This window comes from Bradyrhizobium sp. ISRA442 (assembly GCF_038085055.1).
Taxonomy (GTDB): domain Bacteria; phylum Pseudomonadota; class Alphaproteobacteria; order Rhizobiales; family Xanthobacteraceae; genus Bradyrhizobium.
This window is the reverse complement of sequence record NZ_JALGCN010000004.1, coordinates 143677-161880: the sequence shown is the minus strand read 5'-3', so window position 1 is coordinate 161880 and position 18204 is coordinate 143677. Positions and strand designations below refer to the sequence as shown.

The window sequence follows — 18204 nt, the reverse complement described above, 5'->3', positions numbered from 1 at the left end:
GGGGGCTGCGCCTGTCAATGCAATGAAATGATCAGCGCGAGAAGCTGCCGCTTGGCAGCGGAGCCGGGAAGGCCCCTTGCGACTGCTGTTGCTGCGTGGTCTGTGCCGATTGAGCCGCCTGCTGGGCTGGCTGATCGGGCGGCGGCGCGGTGGTGCGCTTGCGCACGATCTTCTGCTTCGGCGGCGGGGCAGCCGCAGGCGGCGCGTCCGCAGGCTGGGCTTCGCCATCGACCTCGCCGGCCGGCGCCTCAGCCGGTGCGGTCGCTGCGGTTGCCGGTGATCTGCTCTTCTTGCCCTTCGCGGACTTCGACGGCGGGGCCGGCTCAGGCGGCGGCGCCGCGGGCGCAGCCGCAACGGCCGCGTTCGGATCCTGCTGTTGTTGCTGCGCGCCCTTGTACATGTCCTTGGGCACGCCCTGCTCGAGGCCCGGCACGCCGTCGGGGAAGACCGGCTTGCGATCGCCCGGCAGCTTCTTCTTGGTATCGAGGAAATCGAGCATGTCGGCCGGATCGAACCCGCCGCTGGAGCAGCCGCCCAGAAGGCCGGTAAAGGCGACCAGGACGGCGGCTGCGATCAAACGTGGGGTGCGGCGCATATGGATGTCTCGTCTAAGCTCTCGGGGCCGTCAGCACTGACTCAGCTTTTGGCGACGGGCGGCAGCAAGGCCTGGAGCGCCTCGGCGCGCGACCGTAGACCCGGCGGCGTCTCGCCGTCCTCCGCAATCGCGTCCAGCCATTTGCGGGCCGCGCTCGTGTCACCATTGCGCCAGGCCGACAGCGCCAGCATCTCGCGGGCGGTGTGACGGAAGGTCGAGCCGGCCGAGGCCGAGGCCTCCAACCGCTGCTGTATATCGGCGTAGCTCGCGCCGTCGAGCAGCAGCCCGGCGGCGCGAATCTTGGCGAGATCCTGCCACTCGGCACCAACGCTGCGATCGGCGGCGATGTCGTCATACATCTTGGCAGCAGCCTTGGGATCGGCGACCGCGGCCTCGGCCGCGGCACGCAGCCGCGCCAGCGTGCGATAGCCCGACGGCGCCTTGGCAGCGACCTCCGTGAAGGCCTTCTCCGCGTCCGCGTGCTTGTCCTGATCCGACAATTCCACGGCCTTCTCGAAGGCGGCGCCGGCCTCGGCGGCCTTCTTGGCCTCCAGGTACTGGTAGCCGCGCCAGCCGCCGACGGCCGCCACGATCAGCACCATCAGCGCGATGAAGTAGATCGAATATTTATCCCACAGCTTCTTGAGCTGTTCGCGACGTACTTCCTCGTCGACTTCGTCAAATAATTCAGACACTTAAGCTAATCCCATGCCCGGTCGGGAGCGCGCGCCGGATCGCTCGCGTCGGAAATCCCACCCCCCGCGTGGCGGCGGCGTACCCTATCGGTATGGCGGTGGCAAGGCAAAGCCAGCCCGATCAAGGCGTTAACCCAACCATCTTGGGGCCGCCTGCCCGGCTCAGGTTCCTGTGAGCTGCTCCCGCAATTGCCGCTTCAGCACCTTGCCGTTGGCATTGCGCGGCAGCGGCTCGGCAGTGATCGCCATCGTTTCCGGCACCTTGTAGTCGGACAGCCGTTCCGCACACCACGCGCGTAGGACGTCGCCGGCAACTGGTGTCCGCGTCACCACCACCGCGTGGACGCGCTCGCCCAATACGGGGCAAGGCTTGGCGATGATCGCACTCTCGACCACGGCGGGATGGCCGGCCAGCACGGATTCGACCTCGGCGGAATAGATCTTCAGGCCGCCGCGGTTGATCATGTCCTTCTGCCGGTCGAACACGCGGACGAAGCCGTCCGCATCGACCGAGCCGAGGTCGCCGGAATGCCAGAACCCGCCGGTGAAGCTTTCGGCCGTGGCTTTCGGGTTGCTCCAGTAGCCCTTGATCACGGAGGCGCTTTGGATCCAGAGCTCGCCGATCTCGCCACGCGGCAGCTCGCGCCCATCCGCCGCCACCGCGACGATCCGCGCTCCGGGGCACGGCAGGCCGACGCTATCGATATGGCTTGCGGTCAGCTCGCCCGGCATGATCGTCGACGGCGACGTCGTCTCGGTCGAGCCATAGCAGTTCATCAGCTTCAGGCCGGGAATCTTCGCCTTGAGCTTCTCGATGGTCGCGATCGGCATCGGCGCGCCGCCGAAACCGCCGATCCGCCAGCTCGAAAGATCGTAGCCGTCGAAATCCGGCTGGAGCAGGCAGAGATTGTACATCGCCGGCACCATCACCGTGTAGGTGACGCGCTCGCGCGCGGCGAGCTGGAGATAATCCGCCGCTTTGAACTCCGGCATGATGATCAGCGTGCCGGCGCAACGGATCATGGTCGTGATGTTGGCGACGACGCCGGTGACGTGGCCGAGCGGCACGGCCGCGATCGAACGGTCCGCCGCCGTCAATTCCAGACACGACACGAACACCATCGAGGAATGGATGATGTTGCAGTGGGCGAGCATCGCGCCCTTCGGCTTACCGGTCGTGCCCGAGGTGTAGAGGATCATCGCTGTATCCTCCTCCGCGACCTCTACTGGCGCCGGTGCCGGTGCGTTGTCCGCAAGGATCGCGAAGCGCGAGCGCTGCGGATCATTGTCGATGGCGATACGATCGACGATATCCGGAATATCCTGCGCAGCAGGCAGGCGGTCGGCAAGCGCGGCCTCGTGGATCAGTATCCTGGCGCCGCAATCGGTGAGCACATAGGCGATCTCAGGCTTCTGCTGGCGCGTGCTGAGCAGCACCGTCACCAACCCCTCATGCGCGGCGGCAAACAGGAGCAGCGGAAATTCGATGCGATTGCCGAGCAGGATCGCGACGCGGTCGCCGCGCTTGAGGCCGAGCTTGCGAAACCCCGCCGCGATCCGCGCGGCCTGGTCCACGACCTGGCGCCAGCTCAGCCGCACATTGCCCCAGATCAGTGCCTCGCCATCGCCGTTGCGCGCGCAGGCCTCCGCGATCATCGCCCAGACGCTGGCCGGCCGCTCGCAAAATGCCGGCACCACGCGATCGCCGAAGCGGGCCTCGAGTCGCATGGGTGGAAGTGAGTGCTGCGACCAGTCCATGCGCTTCCTCGTCAATTCTTCTTCATCGCGTAGACGTGCTCCGGGCCCGGGAAGGCACGGCTCTTCACGTCGCGCGCATAGGCCGCGATGGCTTCCTCGATCGCCGGCCCGAGATTGCCATAGCGGCGCACGAATTTAGGCGACCGCGGCGACAAGCCGAGCATATCCTCCAACACCAAAATCTGGCCATCGCAGGCTGCGCTCGCGCCAATGCCGATGGTAGGAACGGCGATCGATTGCGTGATCTTGCGCGCCAGCGGCTCGGCGACCGCCTCGATCACGATCGAGAAAGCCCCCGCCTCTGCGATCGCCCTGGCGTCGTTCTCGATCGGCGCCCAATTCGTCTCCTCGCGGCCTTGTGCGCGGAACGAGCCAAGCGCGTTGATCGATTGTGGCGTCAGCCCGATATGGCCCATCACGGGAATGCCGCGCTCGGCGAGAAATGCCACCGTCTCCGCCATCCGCGCGCCGCCCTCGAGCTTGACCGCACCGCACTGCGTTTCCTTCATGATCCGCACCGCCGACTGGAAGGCCTGCTCCTTCGAGCCTTCGTAGGAGCCGAACGGCATGTCGACGACGACGAGCGCCTGCCGAGAGCCGCGCATCACCGCGCAGCCCTGCAGGATCATCATGTCGAGCGTCACGGGCACCGTGGTCTCGAATCCGTGCATGACATTGCCCAGGGAATCGCCGACCAGGATCGCGTCGCAGTGCCGGTCGACCAGCGCGGCGGTATGCGCGTGATATGAGGTCAGCATCACGATCGGCTCGCCATTCTTGCGAACGCGGAGGTCGGGCGCGGTCTTGCGCTTGACGGCGGATTGGACGGACATTGTCAGGATCCCATGACAGGCACGCCGATCACGACGGGATGGAACGCGAAGGCGAGCGCGAGGTAGGCGACGACCCCAACCGCGACCGCGATCAGGTCGTTGGTGGCGCCGCCGATCGGAATCGGCGGGGCGCCGCTATCGGTGCGGTGTTTCAGCGAGATGCGGTCATAGACCGCCCAGCCCAGGAACGAACCGAACAGAATGATGGAGCCGAGATCGCCGTTCGCCAACAGATGCGCCGCGGCCCACAGTTTGATGCCGGCCAGCATCGGATGCTTCAACGTCGCATAGATGCGGCCACGAATGTAGGATGCAACCACCAGAATGACCGCGGGCAGCATCAGCGCAACGGTGATGTGCTTCAGCGCCTTCGGAGGATACCACACGTCGATCCAGCCGGTCGCTCGATAATGGCCAAAGCCCCAGACGATCAGCGCAAGACCCGCCAGCGACACCAGCGCATAGAGGATCTTGTAGGTCCCCTCACCCAGCTTCGCGATCGCCTGTGCCCGCGCCTTGCGTTTCGTGGTGAATACATGGGCCGCGAAAAACAGCACGAGCCCCAGGATCATGACGAGCAGACCCACGACATCCTCCCCTTAACAAGCGCCCCCGCCTCTGACGTATCATCGATCGGCCGCAGGCCGCAACGGGGCTCCTCAGGTGGCCGGAGCATCGCGCTATTTGCGAGGCTACCGATTATCGACGTATCTGATCGCGATCGGCCGCCCGGCAAGCGCACCGCCAAGACCGCTCGTGAACCTCAGCGGCAGACAGGCGTTCAGCGACGCGTTGATCGCGCTGAGATAGCTCGTCCGGGTGTCGGCCGGGACGCCTGCAGTCGCAAAAGTCAGGCGCGGCGGTCCGATCAGGCCGCCCGCCTTATTGAAGCTGAAGCGCACCGACATCTGCATGCCCGTGCGCACATTGTTGGTCGGCGGTGACCAGCAGGAGCGCAGCTCGGCGAAGAGGTCGCCGATCGTATCGAGGTCGTGATCCGGCTTCTGATACTTGGCGCGATCGGCCTCGGACGGAACGCTCTCGACCGTGAGCTGGAGATTTTGGCCGTAGGGATAGTAGATTTCGGGAATGCAGGGTCCGCGCTCGAGCACGCTGCAATAGGACGGCGTACAGGGGCGATTGTCGAGCACGCTGCACGGCTCGTGCGAGAACGGAATTGGGTTGATCTGGCGACGCCGCGCGTCGGCAGCGCTAACGGCCAAGAGGGTCAGCAACAGAACAAGGATACCGCGCCACATGATGTGAGCTCGCAACGCCACCTGTGCGAAACGTGGCATCGGCCCTGAACACGTCAAGCCCACGGGCGTTCACATGCTCGCGCTCAGCTTCTTGTCGTCGCCCGGCTTGAACCGGGCGACCCAGTATTCCAGAGACGGCGAACGATACGGAGAAGCCGCGGCGTACTGGATGCCCCGGTCAAGCCGGGGCATGACAGCGGAGGTTGAGGCTGCCCCTACCCCTTCTTTTTCACGTCCTTGACGTTGGCGAACGCGATGCCTTCGGCGCGCTCTTTGGTATAGCCGAGATAGAATTCGTTCCTGGCGAGGTACACGGGATCGCCATCGACATCATCGGCGATGCTCGACGTATTGGCGGCGATGAAGGTATCGAGCGTCTTGCGGTCGTCCGAGGAGATCCAGCGCGCAAGCTGGAACTCGCTCACCTCGAATTCGACCGGCAGTGCGTATTCGGCCTCCAGTCGCGCCTTCAGCACGTCGAGCTGTAGCGGGCCGACCACGCCGACAAGCGCCGGCGCACCATCGCGCGGGCGGAACACCTGCACCACGCCCTCTTCCGACATCTGCTGCAGCGCTTCCTTGAGCTTCTTCGCCTTCATCGCATCGGTCAGCCGGACGCGACGGACGATTTCCGGTGCAAAGCTCGGCACGCCGACGAACGTGAAATCCTCGCCCTCGGTCAGCGTGTCGCCGATGCGCAAGGTGCCGTGATTGGGGATGCCGACGACGTCGCCGGCGAAGGCTTCGTCCGCGACCGAGCGGTCCTGCGCGAAGAAGAACTGCGGGCTCGACAGCGGCATGCTCTTGCCGGTGCGCACCAGCTTGGCCTTCATGCCGCGGCTGAGCTTGCCCGAGCACAACCGCGCAAAGGCGATGCGGTCGCGATGGTTCGGGTCCATGTTCGCCTGGATCTTGAACACGAAAGCGCTCATGCGCGGCTCGGCCGCCTCGATCTTGCGCTGGTCGCTCTCCTGTGCCCGGGGCTCGGGCGCGAACTTGCCGAGGCCTTCAAGCAGGTCGCCGACGCCGAAATTGCGCAGCGCGCTGCCGAAATAGACCGGCGTCAGGTGACCTTCGCGGAAGGCCTCGAGCTCGAACGGCTTGCAGGCCTCGGTGACGAGCTCGAGCTCGTCCTTGACCGCCCCGACATCGAGGTTCGCATTGAGCTTCGCCAGCTCCTCGATCTCGATCTGCTGCGCCGCGCCGGTCTTGGCGCCGCCGCCTTCGAGCAGGCGCACGCCGCCGTTGACGATGTCATAGGTGCCGAGGAAGTCGCGACCGCGGCCGACCGGCCAGGTCATCGGCGTGGTGTCGAGCGCGAGCGTCTTCTCGATCTCGTCAAGGAGCTCGAAGACGTCGCGGCTTTCGCGGTCCATCTTGTTGATGAAGGTAATGATCGGTATGTCGCGCAGGCGGCAGACCTCGAACAGCTTTCGCGTGCGCGCCTCGATGCCCTTCGCAGCGTCGATCACCATCACGGCGGAGTCGACTGCCGTCAGCGTGCGATAAGTGTCTTCCGAAAAGTCCTCGTGGCCCGGCGTGTCCAGGAGGTTGAACACGAGCCCCTCGAACTCGAAGGTCATCACCGATGTCACGACCGAGATGCCGCGCTCGCGCTCGATCTTCATCCAGTCCGAACGCGTGTTGCGGCGCTCGCCCTTGGCCTTGACCTGGCCGGCGAGATTGATGGCGCCACCGAAGAGCAGGAGCTTTTCGGTCAGCGTGGTCTTGCCCGCGTCCGGGTGGGAGATGATCGCAAAGGTGCGCCGCCGCGCCACTTCAGCGGCAAGCGGGGAACGGGCCGGCGATTCGGCTGTAATGGCGATGTCGGACATGGCGGGAGCGTTTGGCAGGGAAAATGGGCCTGATCAAGCTTCATTTGGTGATTGCGGAGCCCTCTCGCCAGCCCCATATCGGCCTTGGGAAGGACGACCTTCCCCTCTTCAGCAACGTCAGCCGCGGGGACGACCCTGCCTTGAATGGAGGGTCGTGATGGCCTGGACCATATTGTTCGTCGCGGGTTTGCTGGAGGTCGCCTGGGCGATCGGACTGAAATACACCGAGGGTTTCACCAAGCTCGTTCCGTCGGTCCTCACGCTCGCCGCGATGGCGGGAAGCATCATCTTGCTCGGGCTCGCGCTCAAATCGCTTCCGATTGGAACCGCCTATGCGGTCTGGACCGGCATCGGCGCGGTCGGCACCGCGGCGCTGGGGATCATCCTGTTCGGCGAACCGGCCGCCGCATTTCGCGTCGCCAGCATCGGGCTGATCGTCGCCGGCATCGTGGGGCTGAAGCTCGTTACTTGAAGATCTGGACCGCCCACCAGCTCAGCGCCGCCACGATCGCTGACGCTGGGATCGTGATCACCCAGGCGTAGACGATCGAGCTTGCGACGTTCCAGCGCACCGCCGAGACACGGCGCGCGGCGCCGACGCCGACGATCGCGCCGGTGATGGTGTGGGTGGTCGAAACGGGAACGCCGAGGAACGTCGCCATGAACAACGTCGCGGCACCGCCGGTCTCGGCGCAAAAACCCTGCATCGGCGTCAGCTTCGTGATGCGCAGGCCCATGGTGCGGACGATGCGCCAGCCGCCCATCAGCGTGCCCAGCGCCATCGCCGCCTGACACGACAGCACCACCCAGAACGGCACGGAGAATTCGCTGCCCAGATGCCCCTGCGAATAGAGCAGCACGGCGATGATGCCCATGGTCTTCTGGGCATCATTGCCGCCATGGCCGAGCGAATAGAGCGAGGCCGAGGCGAATTGCAGGATGCGGAAGGCGCGGTCGACCGCGAACGGCGTCGAGCGCACCGAGGCCCACGACACGATCGCAACCAGCATCATCGCGAGCAGGAAGCCGACCAAGGGCGACAGCACGATTGCCAGCACGGTCTTGGACAATCCGCTCCACACCGCCGCCGAGATTCCTGCCTTGGCCATGCCGCCGCCGACGAGACCGCCGATTAGCGCATGCGACGACGAGGACGGGATTCCGAGCGCCCAGGTGACGAGGTTCCAGACGATGGCGCCGACGAGGGCGGCGAAGATCACCTGGGCATCGACGATCGAGGGTTCGATGATGCCGGTGCCAATCGTCTGAGCCACGTGTAGGCCGAACACCATGAAAGCCACGAAATTGAAGAAGGCGGCCCAGAACACGGCGAATTGCGGCCGCAACACGCGGGTCGAGACGATGGTCGCGATCGAATTGGCGGCGTCGTGCAGACCGTTCAGAAAGTCGAACAGCAGCGCGACGGCGATCAGTGCGACCAGGACGGGAAGACCCAACGCGACATCCACGGCGCGGCCCTGCCCTAGACCTGCTCGATGACGATACTGTTGATCTCGTTCGCCACGTCATCGAAGCGGTCGGCGACCTTTTCGAGGTGGTCGTAGATCTCCGCGCCGACGATGAAGTCCATCGCGTTGCCGTCCCGGTGCTTGAGGAACAATTCCTTCAGCCCGATGTCGTGGAGATCGTCGACCCGACCCTCCAGCTTGGTCAGCTCTTCGGTGATGGCGGTCAGCATGGCGACGTTCGGGCCGATCGACTGCAGCAGCGGCAGCGCGCGGCCGACCAGATTGGCGCATTCGATCAGAAGCGCACCGATCTCGCGCATAGGCGGCTCGAAAGCGCGGACCTCGAACAGCATCACGGCCTTGGCCGTCTGCTGCATCTGGTCGATGGCGTCGTCCATGGACGTGATGAGGTTCTTGATGTCACCGCGGTCGAACGGCGTGATGAAGGTGCGGCGCACCGCCGTCAGCACCTCACGGGTGACGTTGTCGGCATCGTTCTCAAACTGACTGACGCGCTGGCAATAGACCGGGGTCTCCTCGCCGCCGTTCAGCATCCCCTGAAGCGCGACGGCGCCCTGGATCACGGTCTGGGCATGACGGTCAAACAGGTCGAAGAACCGTTCTTCCTTGGGGAGGAAATTGCGAAACCATCGCATCATGGGAATTGCTGCCGCTTGGAAAATGGCCGGCCCGAATGGGCCGTCATGAAACTGTCATAGACCATTTTCGATCCGCGCGCGTGCCATCGCACGCCCGCGGAGGGGCATCATCCACCGCTTTCGCAAGACCTACAAATCGCAGTTGTATCAATAACTTAGAGCGATCTGCGGAGATAATGGGCGATTTCACCGATGGCGCCGCGACGGAAGGTGAGCACGCAGATTACGAAGATCGCGCCCTGGATCACCGTCACCCACTGGCCAAAGCTCGCCAGATATTGCTGCATGGCGATGATCACGAAGGCGCCGACCACCGGGCCAAAGATCGTTCCGAGGCCGCCGACCAGCGTCATCAGCACGACTTCGCCGGACATCGACCAGTGCACGTCGGTGAGCGAGGCATTCTGCGCCACGAACACTTTCAGCGATCCGGCAAAGCCGGCCAGCGTACCCGACAGCACGAAGGCCAGGAATTTGTACTGGTCGGTGCGATAGCCCAGCGAAATCGCGCGTTGCTCGTTCTCGCGGATCGACTTCAGCACCTCGCCGAATGGCGAATTGATGATGCGAAATATCAGCAGGAAGCCGGCGAGGAAGCCAATCAGCACGACATAGTAGAGCACGGTCGGCTTGGACAGATCGAAGAGGCCGAACATGTGGCCTTGCGGAATGCCCTGAATACCGTCCTCACCATGGGTAAACGGTGCCTGGAGGTAGATGAAGTACAGGAGCTGCGACAGCGCCAGCGTGATCATCGAGAAATAGATGCCCTGGCGGCGGATCGAGACGTAGCCAGTCACGATCGAAAGCAGGAAGGCCGCGGCGACGCCGACGAGGATACCGAGCTCTGGCGGCAGCCCCCACACCTTCAGTGCATGCGCGCTGCAATAGCCGGCGGTACCGAGGAACATCGCGTGGCCGAACGACAAGAGGCCACCATAGCCGATCAGCAGGTTGAAGGCACAGGCGAGCAGCGCAAAGCACAGCGCCTGCATCACGAAGAACGGATAGATACCGCTGAACGGCACGGCGGCCAGCAGCAGCGCCATCACCACGAACACGATCATCTCGTCGCGCATCGCGTGCGGGGTCGTCGGCAGCGTATCGTCTGTCAAGGCTGTCATATCAGGCCGCCCTTCCCGTCAGTCCCGTCGGCTTCACCAGCAGCACCAGCACCATCAGCACGAAGACGACGGTGTTGGAGGCCTCGGGGTAAAAATACTTGGTCAGGCCCTCGATCACGCCGAGCGCAAAACCGGTGATGATCGATCCCATGATCGATCCCATGCCGCCGATCACGACCACCGCGAACACGACGATGATGAGGTCGGCGCCCATCAGCGGCCGCACCTGGTTGATCGGCGCGGACAAGACGCCGGCCAGCGCAGCAAGGCCGACGCCCAGGCCATAAGTGAGCGTGATCATACGCGGCACGTTGATGCCGAAGGCGCGCACCAGCGTCGGATTCTCGGTTGCGGCACGCAGGTAAGCGCCAAGCCGCGTCTTCTCGATCAGGAACCAGGTGGCCAGGCACACGACCAGAGAGAAGATAACGACCCAGCCGCGATAGACGGGCAGGAACATGAAGCCGAGATTCATGCCGCCCTTGAGCTGGTCCGGAATCGCGTAGGGCAGACCAGACGAACCAAAGTAGTTCTGGAACACGCCCTGCACGATTAGCGCGATGCCGAAGGTCAGAAGCAATCCGTAGAGATGGTCGAGACCCGTCAGCCATTGCAGCATGGTCCGTTCCAGGATCATGCCGAAGATGCCGACGATGATCGGCGCGATGAGCAGCGCCCACCAATAGTTGATGCCACCAAGGTCCAACAGGAAATAGGCGACGAACGCGCCCATCATATAGAGCGCGCCATGAGCGAAATTGATGATGTTGAGCATGCCGAAGATCACGGCAAGCCCGAGACTGAGCAGCGCGTAGAACGAGCCGTTGATCAGTCCCACCAGTAGCTGTGCATAGAGAGCCTGCATCGATCCCGCACCCAGTCCCTTCGGCGTTCCCTGGAGTTGCCCGCAGGCCGATAAGGCCTGCGGGCTGTTAGCTTACTTCTTCAACAGCGCGCACTTGCTTTCCGACAGCGGCGTGAAGGCCTGGTCGCCCGGCACAGTGCCGACCAGCTTGTAGAAGTCCCACGGCCCCTTGGACTCGGAGGGCTTCTTCACCTCGAACAGGTAGGCATTGTGGATGGTGCGGCCGTTGGGCTGTATCTCGCCCTTGCCGAACAGCTCGTCTTGCGTCGGCATCGACTTCATCTTCTCGACAACCTTCGCCCCGTCATGCGGGTTGCCGCCAAGCGATTCCAGCGCCTTGAAATAGTGACGCAGGCCCGCATAGACGCCGGCCTGCACCATGGTCGGCGGCGCATTATTCTTCATCCGCTCGGCGAAACGCTTCGAGAACGCCCGGGTCTGGTCGTTCATGTCCCAATAGAAGGTCTCGGTGAAGTTCAGCCCCTGTGCAGTCTCGAGACCGATCGCTTTGACGTCGGTGAGGAACAGGAGCAGCGCCGCAAGCTTCTGGCCGCCCTTGACGATACCGAACTCCGCCGCCTGCTTGATCGAGTTGGTGGTGTCGCCGCCTGCGTTGGCAAGGCCGATGATCTTGGCCTTGGAGGCCTGCGCCTGGAGCAGGAACGAGGAGAAGTCCGGCGTGTTGAGCGGATGCTTGACGCCGCCGACCACCTTGCCGCCATTGGCGGTAATGACCGCCGTGGTGTCGCGCTCCAGCGCCGCACCGAAGGCGTAGTCTGCCGTCAGGAAGAACCAGGTGTCGCCGCCGGCCTTCACCAGCGCCTGGCCTGTGGTGTGGGCGAGCATGTAGGTGTCGTAGGTCCAGTGCACGGTATTGGGCGAGCACTGCGCATTGGTGAGATCCGAGGTCGCCGCGCCGGAATTGATGTAGACGCCGTTTTTCTCCTTCACGACGTTGTTGACGGCGAGCGCCACGCCGGAGTTCGGGACGTCGACGATGACGTCGACCTTGTCGACGTCGAACCACTGCCGTGCGATTGCGGTGCCGATGTCGGGCTTGTTCTGATGATCGCCCGAGACGATGTCGATCTTCCAGCCCTTCGCCGTGAGACCGGAGTCTTCCGCAGCCATTTGCGCGGCCAGGGTCGAGCCGGGTCCGCCGAGATCAGCATAGAGGCCGGACTGATCGGACAGCGCGCCGATCTTGACGGTCTTGTCCTGCGCGGAAGCGACGCCTGCTGCAGCGAACGTCAGAGCTGTGGTCAACAGAAACGACGCAATCGACCTGGTCTTCATGCAACTTTCCTTTTTTGAAGTTTCTCGTTTGGCAGTTCTAGACGCCGAGATAGGTGTGGAGCTTGTCCATGTTGGCGGCAAGCTCCGCATTGGAAAATCCGTCGATGATCTTGCCGTGTTCGACCACGTAGTAGCGATCCGCAACGGTGGATGCGAAGCGGAAGTTCTGCTCGACGAGGAGGATCGTAAAGCCCTCCTTCTTGAGCCGTGCAATGGTATGCCCGATCTGCTGGATGATGACCGGGGCCAATCCTTCCGTAGGCTCGTCCAGCATCAGGAAGCTTGCGCCGGTGCGCAGGATGCGCGCGATCGCGAGCATCTGCTGCTCGCCGCCGGACAGCTTGGTGCCCTGGCTGGCGAGGCGTTCCTTCAGGTTCGGAAACAGGTCGAAGATCTGATCGAGCGGCAGCCCCCCTGACCGCACCACCGGCGGCAGCAGCAGATTTTCGCGCACGTCGAGGCTGGAGAAGATGCCGCGCTCCTCCGGACAGAAGGCAATGCCCATGCGCGCGATCTTGTCCGATGTCGCGCGGATGATCTCCTGATTGTTGAATCTGATCGAGCCGGCGCGTTTGCCGATGATGCCCATGATCGACTTCAGCGTGGTCGTCTTGCCGGCGCCGTTGCGCCCGAGCAGGGTGACGACCTCGCCCGCGTTCACGTCGAAGTTGATCCCGTGCAGGATGTGGGACTCGCCGTACCAGGCTTCCAGGTTGCGAACCTGGAGGATGTTGCCGCCCGCCGCAGACCTGGCCGGAGCTTCCGCAATCGCAGTCTCAGGCATGACCGGCTCCCAGATAGGCTTCCTTGACGCGCTCGTCCTTGGTGAGATCGGCGTAATTGCCCTGCGCAAGAACCTGTCCGCGCGTCAGCACGGTGATGATGTCGGAGAGGTTGGCCACGACGCTCAAATTATGCTCGACCATCAGGATGGTGTACTTCGCCGAGATGCGCTTGATCAGCGCCGCAATCTTGTCGATGTCCTCGTGGCCCATGCCGGCCATCGGCTCGTCGAGCAGCATCATCTCCGGGTCGAGCGCCAGCGTGGTTGCGATCTCCAATGCGCGCTTGCGCCCATAGGGCATCTCGACCGCGGGCGTATTGGCAAACTCGCTGAGGCCGACATCGTTCAACAGCTCGAGCCCGCGATTGTTGAAGCGGTTGAGCGCGGACTTCGAGCGCCAGAAATCAAACGAGCTGCCGTGCTGGCGCTGAAGCGCGACACGGACGTTTTCGAGCGCGGTGAGATGCGGAAATACCGCCGAAATCTGGAACGAACGCACCAGTCCCATGCGGGCCACGTCGGCCGGCGCCATCGCGGTGATATCCTGTCCCTTGTACAGGATTTTCCCGGCGGACGGCTTCAGGAACTTGGTCAACAGATTGAAGCACGTCGTCTTCCCGGCCCCGTTCGGACCGATCAACGCGTGAATGCTCCCACGGCGGACCTTGAGCGCAACGTCGCGGACGGCAAAGAAGCCCGCGAACTCCTTGGTCAAGCCTTCCGTCTCGAGAATGAACTCATCGGCCAAATAGATTTCCCCCTGCCCGCACGACGCGTAGGTCGCGCGTGGCTGTCCTTGTTACTTCGGCTTTCCGGAGGCATTGGACCCATCCCGGAACGCCGCCTCCGGGCGCGGAATATGCCGGAGGTGACGGGGGTTAGGCAAGGCGGAAAGCTGAGCAGATCAAGGCTCCGCCTGGGATACACATGCTCCCTTAGTCGGAGAGATTTGATGTCGCGCCTGCCCGGCTTCCCGGTTCGCAAAGCACCGGTCATCAAGCTGTCGTTAACGGTCTTTCGTGCGGCGCGCCAGCCTTCATAGAAAATTTTCCCGCAGCAACGATCATGCGCGAGCTTCTGTTCGCCGGGAATATTGCTTTGGATTTCGCAAGCGCCGCTCCCTCCATCGTCAAGTCGATCAAGCAGCGTGATCTCCTGAACTCGTGGCTGCGACTTTATGCGCGCGCGCAGGTCGCGCCGGCGATCTGGGAGTATCAGCCCGCGCGGCTCGAGGAAGAGCTGTCTGATCTCATCTACTACACGGTGGATACGTCGGCGCCGACGCCGCGTCTGACGATCCAGAGTGACGGCTCGCGCATCTCGCGCGCCTATGGACATACCGGCAAGGGCGTTTTTCTGGACGATTATGTCGGGCCGCGGCTCGCGCCCTTCGTGATGCCGATCTACCACGAATGCGTGGCGCGCGGCCTTCCGGTCTACAGCGTTGCCGATGTCGACGACATCTACGGACGTGTCGTCGCCTATGAACGGCTGCTGCTGCCGTTCCTGACTGATGATAAAATCAGCCACGTCATCGCATCGCTAAAGACGTTCTGCGAGGACGGCGGATTCGAGATCAAGAACCTGATGCGCGGAAATGACGCGCTGCCTCGCCCGAAGTTGCGCGCCGTGATCGACCGCGATCTCTTCCACCGCGCACCCGGCCGCATCGCCGCTGCGGATGTCGTCGAATTCGCCGACCAGTCCAGCTCCGGCGTCGCCACCGAGATCATCGAACTGAACTAGCCTCTAGCGCAATTTGGCGCCGACTTCCTTCGCGTAAATGTCGGGCTTGAAGCCAACCAGGAGCTTGCGGCCGATCTCGAGGACGGGCCGCTTGATCATCGATGGTTGCGCTAGCATCAATGCCAGCGCCTTCTTCTCGTTCAGACCCTCTTTGTCGGCATCGGGCAGCTTCTTGAAGGTCGTGCCGGCACGATTGAGCAGCGCTTCCCAACCAACCTCGTCGCTCCACTGCTTGAGCCTGTCCTGCTCCACACCCGCAGTCTTGTAGTCGTGGAACTCATAGGCAACGCCATGAGTCTCGAGCCAGGCGCGCGCCTTCTTCATGGTGTCGCAGTTCTTGATGCCGTAGATGATGTTGGGCAAGACTCGATCCTCGCGCATGCGTGGTGTGATGCTGTAGTCGTGGCGTTGTACGAAACTCCGGTTCCCGCCACAATATTTTGAGCGAAGCTGTGAATTCTCGAACGGACATACCATGCACGTCACCCACGATCCCGCCGCGGCCGCATCGCCGACCATCGACTTCAACACCTTCCTCGCGGTCGACATCCGCGTCGGCACCATCATCGATGCCAAGCCGTTCCCGGAGGCGCACAAGCCGGCCTGGCGGCTGTGGATCGACTTCGGTCCCGCAATCGGCGTGCGCAAAAGCTCGGCACAGATCACAGAAAATCATCCGCTGGAGACGCTGGTGGGGCAACAGGTCGCGGCAGTCGTCAATTTCCCGCCGCGCCAGATCGGACCGGTCGTGTCCGACGTGCTCACGCTCGGCTTCCCGGATGCCGAGGGCAAGGTCGTGCTGATGCAGCCGAGCAAGCCCGTGCCCAACGGCGGCCGGCTGTTCTAGCGCTGCGGCTCCGGGCACCGGGGGCACCGTTGGGCGCCCGATAATTCCCTCCGCTTGCACCGCGCCGACCACGCGGACGCCTTGACGAACCACATCTTTGCCCCTAAACCTGACTGATCGATCGTTTTTTATTTAACTGTGCCACCCATCATTCCTGGCTTCGCCGAGATTAAACCGATCAGTTGGTCACTTATCCCTGGAGCGACCCGTGCCGAAAATCAGCGAGAAAAAACGTGAAGGCCGCCGCCAGCAGATTCTCGACGCTGCACTCGCCTGCTTCTCCGAAAACGGCTTTCACCAGACCGGCATGGCCGACATCGTGAAGCGATCGGGACTGAGCCACGGTGCCGTCTATCTCTACTTCCAGAGCAAGGACGATCTGATCGAGGCACTGGCGGACGACCGCCATCGCCGCGAGGCCGTGCTCAATTCGGTGGCGCAGGCCTCCGGTGATCCGCTCGAAGCGCTTCACGCGCTTGTCCGCGTCTACGGACATTGGCTCACCGATCCCGTGGGCGAAGCGCGGCGACGCGTCGGAATCCATGGCTGGGCGGAGGCGCTGCGCAACCGCCGGGTCCGCACCAGCGTCGTCGAAGGCATCGACATGCCGCGCGCGCTGATCGTGGCGCTGATCGAACGCGCCCAACACGACGGCCTCATCCAGCGCGACATCAGCGCGGAGGCAACCGCACGCGTGCTGATCGCGATCTTTCAGGGCTTTGTGCTGCAGAAGTGCTGGGGCGAGGAGATCAACGTCGGGGCCTGCATGACGGCTGTCGCTGGCATGATCGAAGGATTTCGCACGACCAAGCCGGACGTCAGGCGCCGGACCAAGGCATGAACGACAAGGCATGAGCGATGTCCTGGATCCATGAACTGCTCGCCGGCATCGGCGTCGGTCTTGCCGGAGGACTGACATCGGGCTTCATGGGCGTGAGCCCGGGTGGCGGCCTCGTGATCTTCTCCGTACTGCTGCTCGGCGCCGAGCAGCACGTGGCGCAAGGCACCTCGCTGATCGCGCAAGTACCGCCGACGGGCCTTGCCGGCGTCCGCAGCTATTGGCAGAGCGGCAATCGCAGCCCGCTGCGATGGATCATCTGGATCGGACTCGGATTTCTCGTCGGCGGCGTAAGCGGCGGCTATGCGGCGGTCGCGGTCTCCGACTCCCTCCTGCAATGGGCCTATGTCGTCTACCTCGCTGCGCTGATCGCAGCGCTGATCCTGCGCCGCGAGCGCGAGGATGGGACGGACGAGATTGGCAAGCCGCGCGAGTTGCCCTGGCTGCCACTGCTCCTCGTCGGCACGCTCGCCGGCTTCTCCTCGGGCTTCATGGGCATTGGCGGCGGACTTGCGATCACGGTCGGCCTCGCGGCGGGCCTGCGCGTTCCGCAGCATCAGGCCCAGCTCGTCAGCCTCATCTTCTCCGTGATCCCGACCACCATTCTGCCGGCTTCAATCTACTGGAGCAAAAGCCTGGTGGTCGGCTGGCCCGCCATCATCGGAATCCTTGCCGGCCTCTGGGTCGGCACGGATCTCGGTGCACGAATGGCCAATGGCATCAGCAAACCGGCGTTGCGGCGGATGATGATCGGCTTCGTCTCGCTGATGGCTCTCTACATGACTTACAAGGCGCTGAGCTGATCTTACGGCCGCTTGGGAATGTTGAGCCCGCGCTGCACGGCCGGACGCGCCAGCCCACGTTCGAGCCAGGCAGCGACCGACTTGAATTGGCCGAACGCGACGAGGTCGCCTGCCCCGTAGAAGCCGATGAGGTTGCGCACCCAGCCGAGCATGGAGATGTCGGCGATGCTGTAGTCGTCGTCCATGAACCATTGCCGGCCGGCGAGATGTGATTCCATCACGCCGAGCAGACGCTTGGACTCGCCCACGTAGCGCTCGAGCGGCCGCTTGTCCTCAAAATCCTTGCCGGCGAATTTGTGGAAGAAACCGACCTGGCCGAACATCGGCCCGATGCCGCCCATCTGGAAGTGCAGCCACTGGATGGCCTGATAGCGCCGCGCGGCATCCTGCGGCAGCAGCTTGCCGGTCTTCTCCGCGAGGTATTGCAGGATCGCACCGGACTCGAACAGCGGCAGCGGCCTGCCGCCGGGACCGTTGGGGTCGAGGATCGCCGGAATCTTGCCGTTCGGATTGAGCGAGACGAACTCCGCGGTCTTCTGATCGTCCTTGCCGAAGTCGACGAGATGGACCTCATAGGGTAGTCCGATCTCCTCCAGCATGATCGAGACCTTCACGCCATTGGGCGTCGGCAGGGAATAAAGCTGAAGCAACTCGGGATGTTTGGCCGGCCAGCGCTTGGTGATGGGAAAGGCGGACAGATCGGACATCGGGACCCCGGCTTCATTCGTGAGACATGGCCTAATCTAGGCGAGCCGTCGAATGGCGCAAGGTCGAGCGACCATCATACAACTTCAGTAA

General features: G+C 63.4%; 21 protein-coding genes. 5 read left to right on the top strand and 16 right to left on the bottom strand.

Annotation, left to right across the window (positions count from 1 at the left end):
* Positions 1-31: 31 nt before the first annotated feature.
* From MTR72_RS10305 to MTR72_RS10275, 7 genes are all read right to left on the bottom strand, one after another.
* Positions 32-595, bottom strand: a complete 564-nt coding sequence (locus tag MTR72_RS10305; protein WP_280964330.1) for a hypothetical protein — start codon at positions 593-595, stop codon at positions 32-34.
* A gap of 41 nt (positions 596-636) precedes the next feature.
* Positions 637-1290, bottom strand: a complete 654-nt coding sequence (locus tag MTR72_RS10300; RefSeq protein WP_280964331.1) for a tetratricopeptide repeat protein — start codon at positions 1288-1290, stop codon at positions 637-639.
* Positions 1291-1452: 162 nt separating this feature from the next.
* A complete protein-coding gene (locus MTR72_RS10295; protein WP_280964332.1) occupies positions 1453-3048 on the bottom strand; it encodes a class I adenylate-forming enzyme family protein in 1596 nt (531 codons plus the stop codon).
* An 11-nt stretch (positions 3049-3059) separates the two neighbouring features.
* A complete protein-coding gene (gene panB, locus MTR72_RS10290; protein WP_280964333.1) occupies positions 3060-3881 on the bottom strand; it encodes a 3-methyl-2-oxobutanoate hydroxymethyltransferase in 822 nt (273 codons plus the stop codon).
* A 2-nt stretch (positions 3882-3883) separates the two neighbouring features.
* On the bottom strand, positions 3884-4468 hold the full coding sequence (locus tag MTR72_RS10285; protein WP_280964334.1) for an NnrU family protein: 585 nt from the start codon (positions 4466-4468) through the stop codon (positions 3884-3886).
* A gap of 105 nt (positions 4469-4573) precedes the next feature.
* The gene (locus MTR72_RS10280) at positions 4574-5140 is read right to left on the bottom strand and encodes a hypothetical protein (RefSeq protein WP_280964335.1); all 567 of its coding nucleotides are present in this window, start codon (positions 5138-5140) and stop codon (positions 4574-4576) included.
* A gap of 215 nt (positions 5141-5355) precedes the next feature.
* Positions 5356-6975 carry a peptide chain release factor 3 gene (locus MTR72_RS10275; protein WP_280964336.1) on the bottom strand — a complete coding sequence of 540 codons (1620 nt, stop codon included), beginning with the start codon at positions 6973-6975 and terminating at the stop codon, positions 5356-5358.
* A gap of 157 nt (positions 6976-7132) precedes the next feature.
* On the opposite strand from MTR72_RS10275, the gene sugE reads away from it, so the two are divergent.
* The gene (gene sugE / locus MTR72_RS10270) at positions 7133-7447 is read left to right on the top strand and encodes a quaternary ammonium compound efflux SMR transporter SugE (RefSeq protein ID WP_341510345.1); all 315 of its coding nucleotides are present in this window, start codon (positions 7133-7135) and stop codon (positions 7445-7447) included.
* Here sugE and MTR72_RS10265 read toward each other — a convergent pair.
* From MTR72_RS10265 to MTR72_RS10235, 7 genes are all read right to left on the bottom strand, one after another.
* Positions 7440-8444, bottom strand: coding sequence for an inorganic phosphate transporter (locus MTR72_RS10265; RefSeq protein ID WP_280964338.1), 1005 nt, complete (start codon positions 8442-8444; stop codon positions 7440-7442). The two genes, sugE and MTR72_RS10265, sit on opposite strands and share 8 nt — an antisense overlap.
* 14 nt (positions 8445-8458) lie before the next feature.
* Positions 8459-9103, bottom strand: coding sequence for a DUF47 domain-containing protein (locus MTR72_RS10260; protein ID WP_280964339.1), 645 nt, complete (start codon positions 9101-9103; stop codon positions 8459-8461).
* A 155-nt stretch (positions 9104-9258) separates the two neighbouring features.
* Positions 9259-10227 (bottom strand): branched-chain amino acid ABC transporter permease, encoded by a 969-nt coding sequence (locus tag MTR72_RS10255; protein ID WP_280964340.1) that lies wholly within the window; start codon positions 10225-10227, stop codon positions 9259-9261.
* Between the two features lies 1 nt (position 10228).
* A complete protein-coding gene (locus MTR72_RS10250) occupies positions 10229-11092 on the bottom strand; it encodes a branched-chain amino acid ABC transporter permease (protein ID WP_279370353.1) in 864 nt (287 codons plus the stop codon).
* Positions 11093-11164: 72 nt separating this feature from the next.
* Complete coding sequence (locus MTR72_RS10245) at positions 11165-12388, bottom strand: ABC transporter substrate-binding protein (RefSeq protein ID WP_280964341.1); 1224 nt, start codon at positions 12386-12388, stop codon at positions 11165-11167.
* 37 nt (positions 12389-12425) lie between these two features.
* Positions 12426-13172, bottom strand: coding sequence for an ABC transporter ATP-binding protein (locus tag MTR72_RS10240; RefSeq protein ID WP_280964342.1), 747 nt, complete (start codon positions 13170-13172; stop codon positions 12426-12428).
* Positions 13165-13920 carry an ABC transporter ATP-binding protein gene (locus MTR72_RS10235; RefSeq protein ID WP_280964343.1) on the bottom strand — a complete coding sequence of 252 codons (756 nt, stop codon included), beginning with the start codon at positions 13918-13920 and terminating at the stop codon, positions 13165-13167. The genes MTR72_RS10240 and MTR72_RS10235 overlap by 8 nt, the downstream gene beginning before the upstream one ends.
* Before the next feature lie 317 nt (positions 13921-14237).
* On the opposite strand from MTR72_RS10235, the gene MTR72_RS10230 reads away from it, so the two are divergent.
* Positions 14238-14918, top strand: coding sequence for a hypothetical protein (locus MTR72_RS10230; RefSeq protein WP_341510344.1), 681 nt, complete (start codon positions 14238-14240; stop codon positions 14916-14918).
* 3 nt (positions 14919-14921) lie between these two features.
* On the opposite strand, the gene MTR72_RS10225 is transcribed toward MTR72_RS10230, so the two are convergent.
* Positions 14922-15281, bottom strand: coding sequence for an ArsC family reductase (locus MTR72_RS10225; protein WP_280964346.1), 360 nt, complete (start codon positions 15279-15281; stop codon positions 14922-14924).
* Between the two features lie 112 nt (positions 15282-15393).
* On the opposite strand from MTR72_RS10225, the gene MTR72_RS10220 reads away from it, so the two are divergent.
* From MTR72_RS10220 to MTR72_RS10210, 3 genes are all read left to right on the top strand, one after another.
* Positions 15394-15765: a tRNA-binding protein gene (locus MTR72_RS10220; protein WP_280964347.1), complete on the top strand. Its 372-nt coding sequence runs from the start codon at positions 15394-15396 to the stop codon at positions 15763-15765.
* A gap of 208 nt (positions 15766-15973) precedes the next feature.
* Positions 15974-16606, top strand: coding sequence for a TetR/AcrR family transcriptional regulator (locus tag MTR72_RS10215; protein ID WP_280964348.1), 633 nt, complete (start codon positions 15974-15976; stop codon positions 16604-16606).
* Between the two features lie 17 nt (positions 16607-16623).
* Complete coding sequence (locus tag MTR72_RS10210; RefSeq protein ID WP_280964349.1) at positions 16624-17406, top strand: sulfite exporter TauE/SafE family protein; 783 nt, start codon at positions 16624-16626, stop codon at positions 17404-17406.
* Positions 17407-17408: 2 nt separating this feature from the next.
* Here the strand turns inward: MTR72_RS10210 and MTR72_RS10205 are convergent, their stop codons facing one another.
* Positions 17409-18113 (bottom strand): glutathione S-transferase family protein, encoded by a 705-nt coding sequence (locus MTR72_RS10205; protein ID WP_280964350.1) that lies wholly within the window; start codon positions 18111-18113, stop codon positions 17409-17411.
* Positions 18114-18204 lie beyond the last annotated feature (91 nt).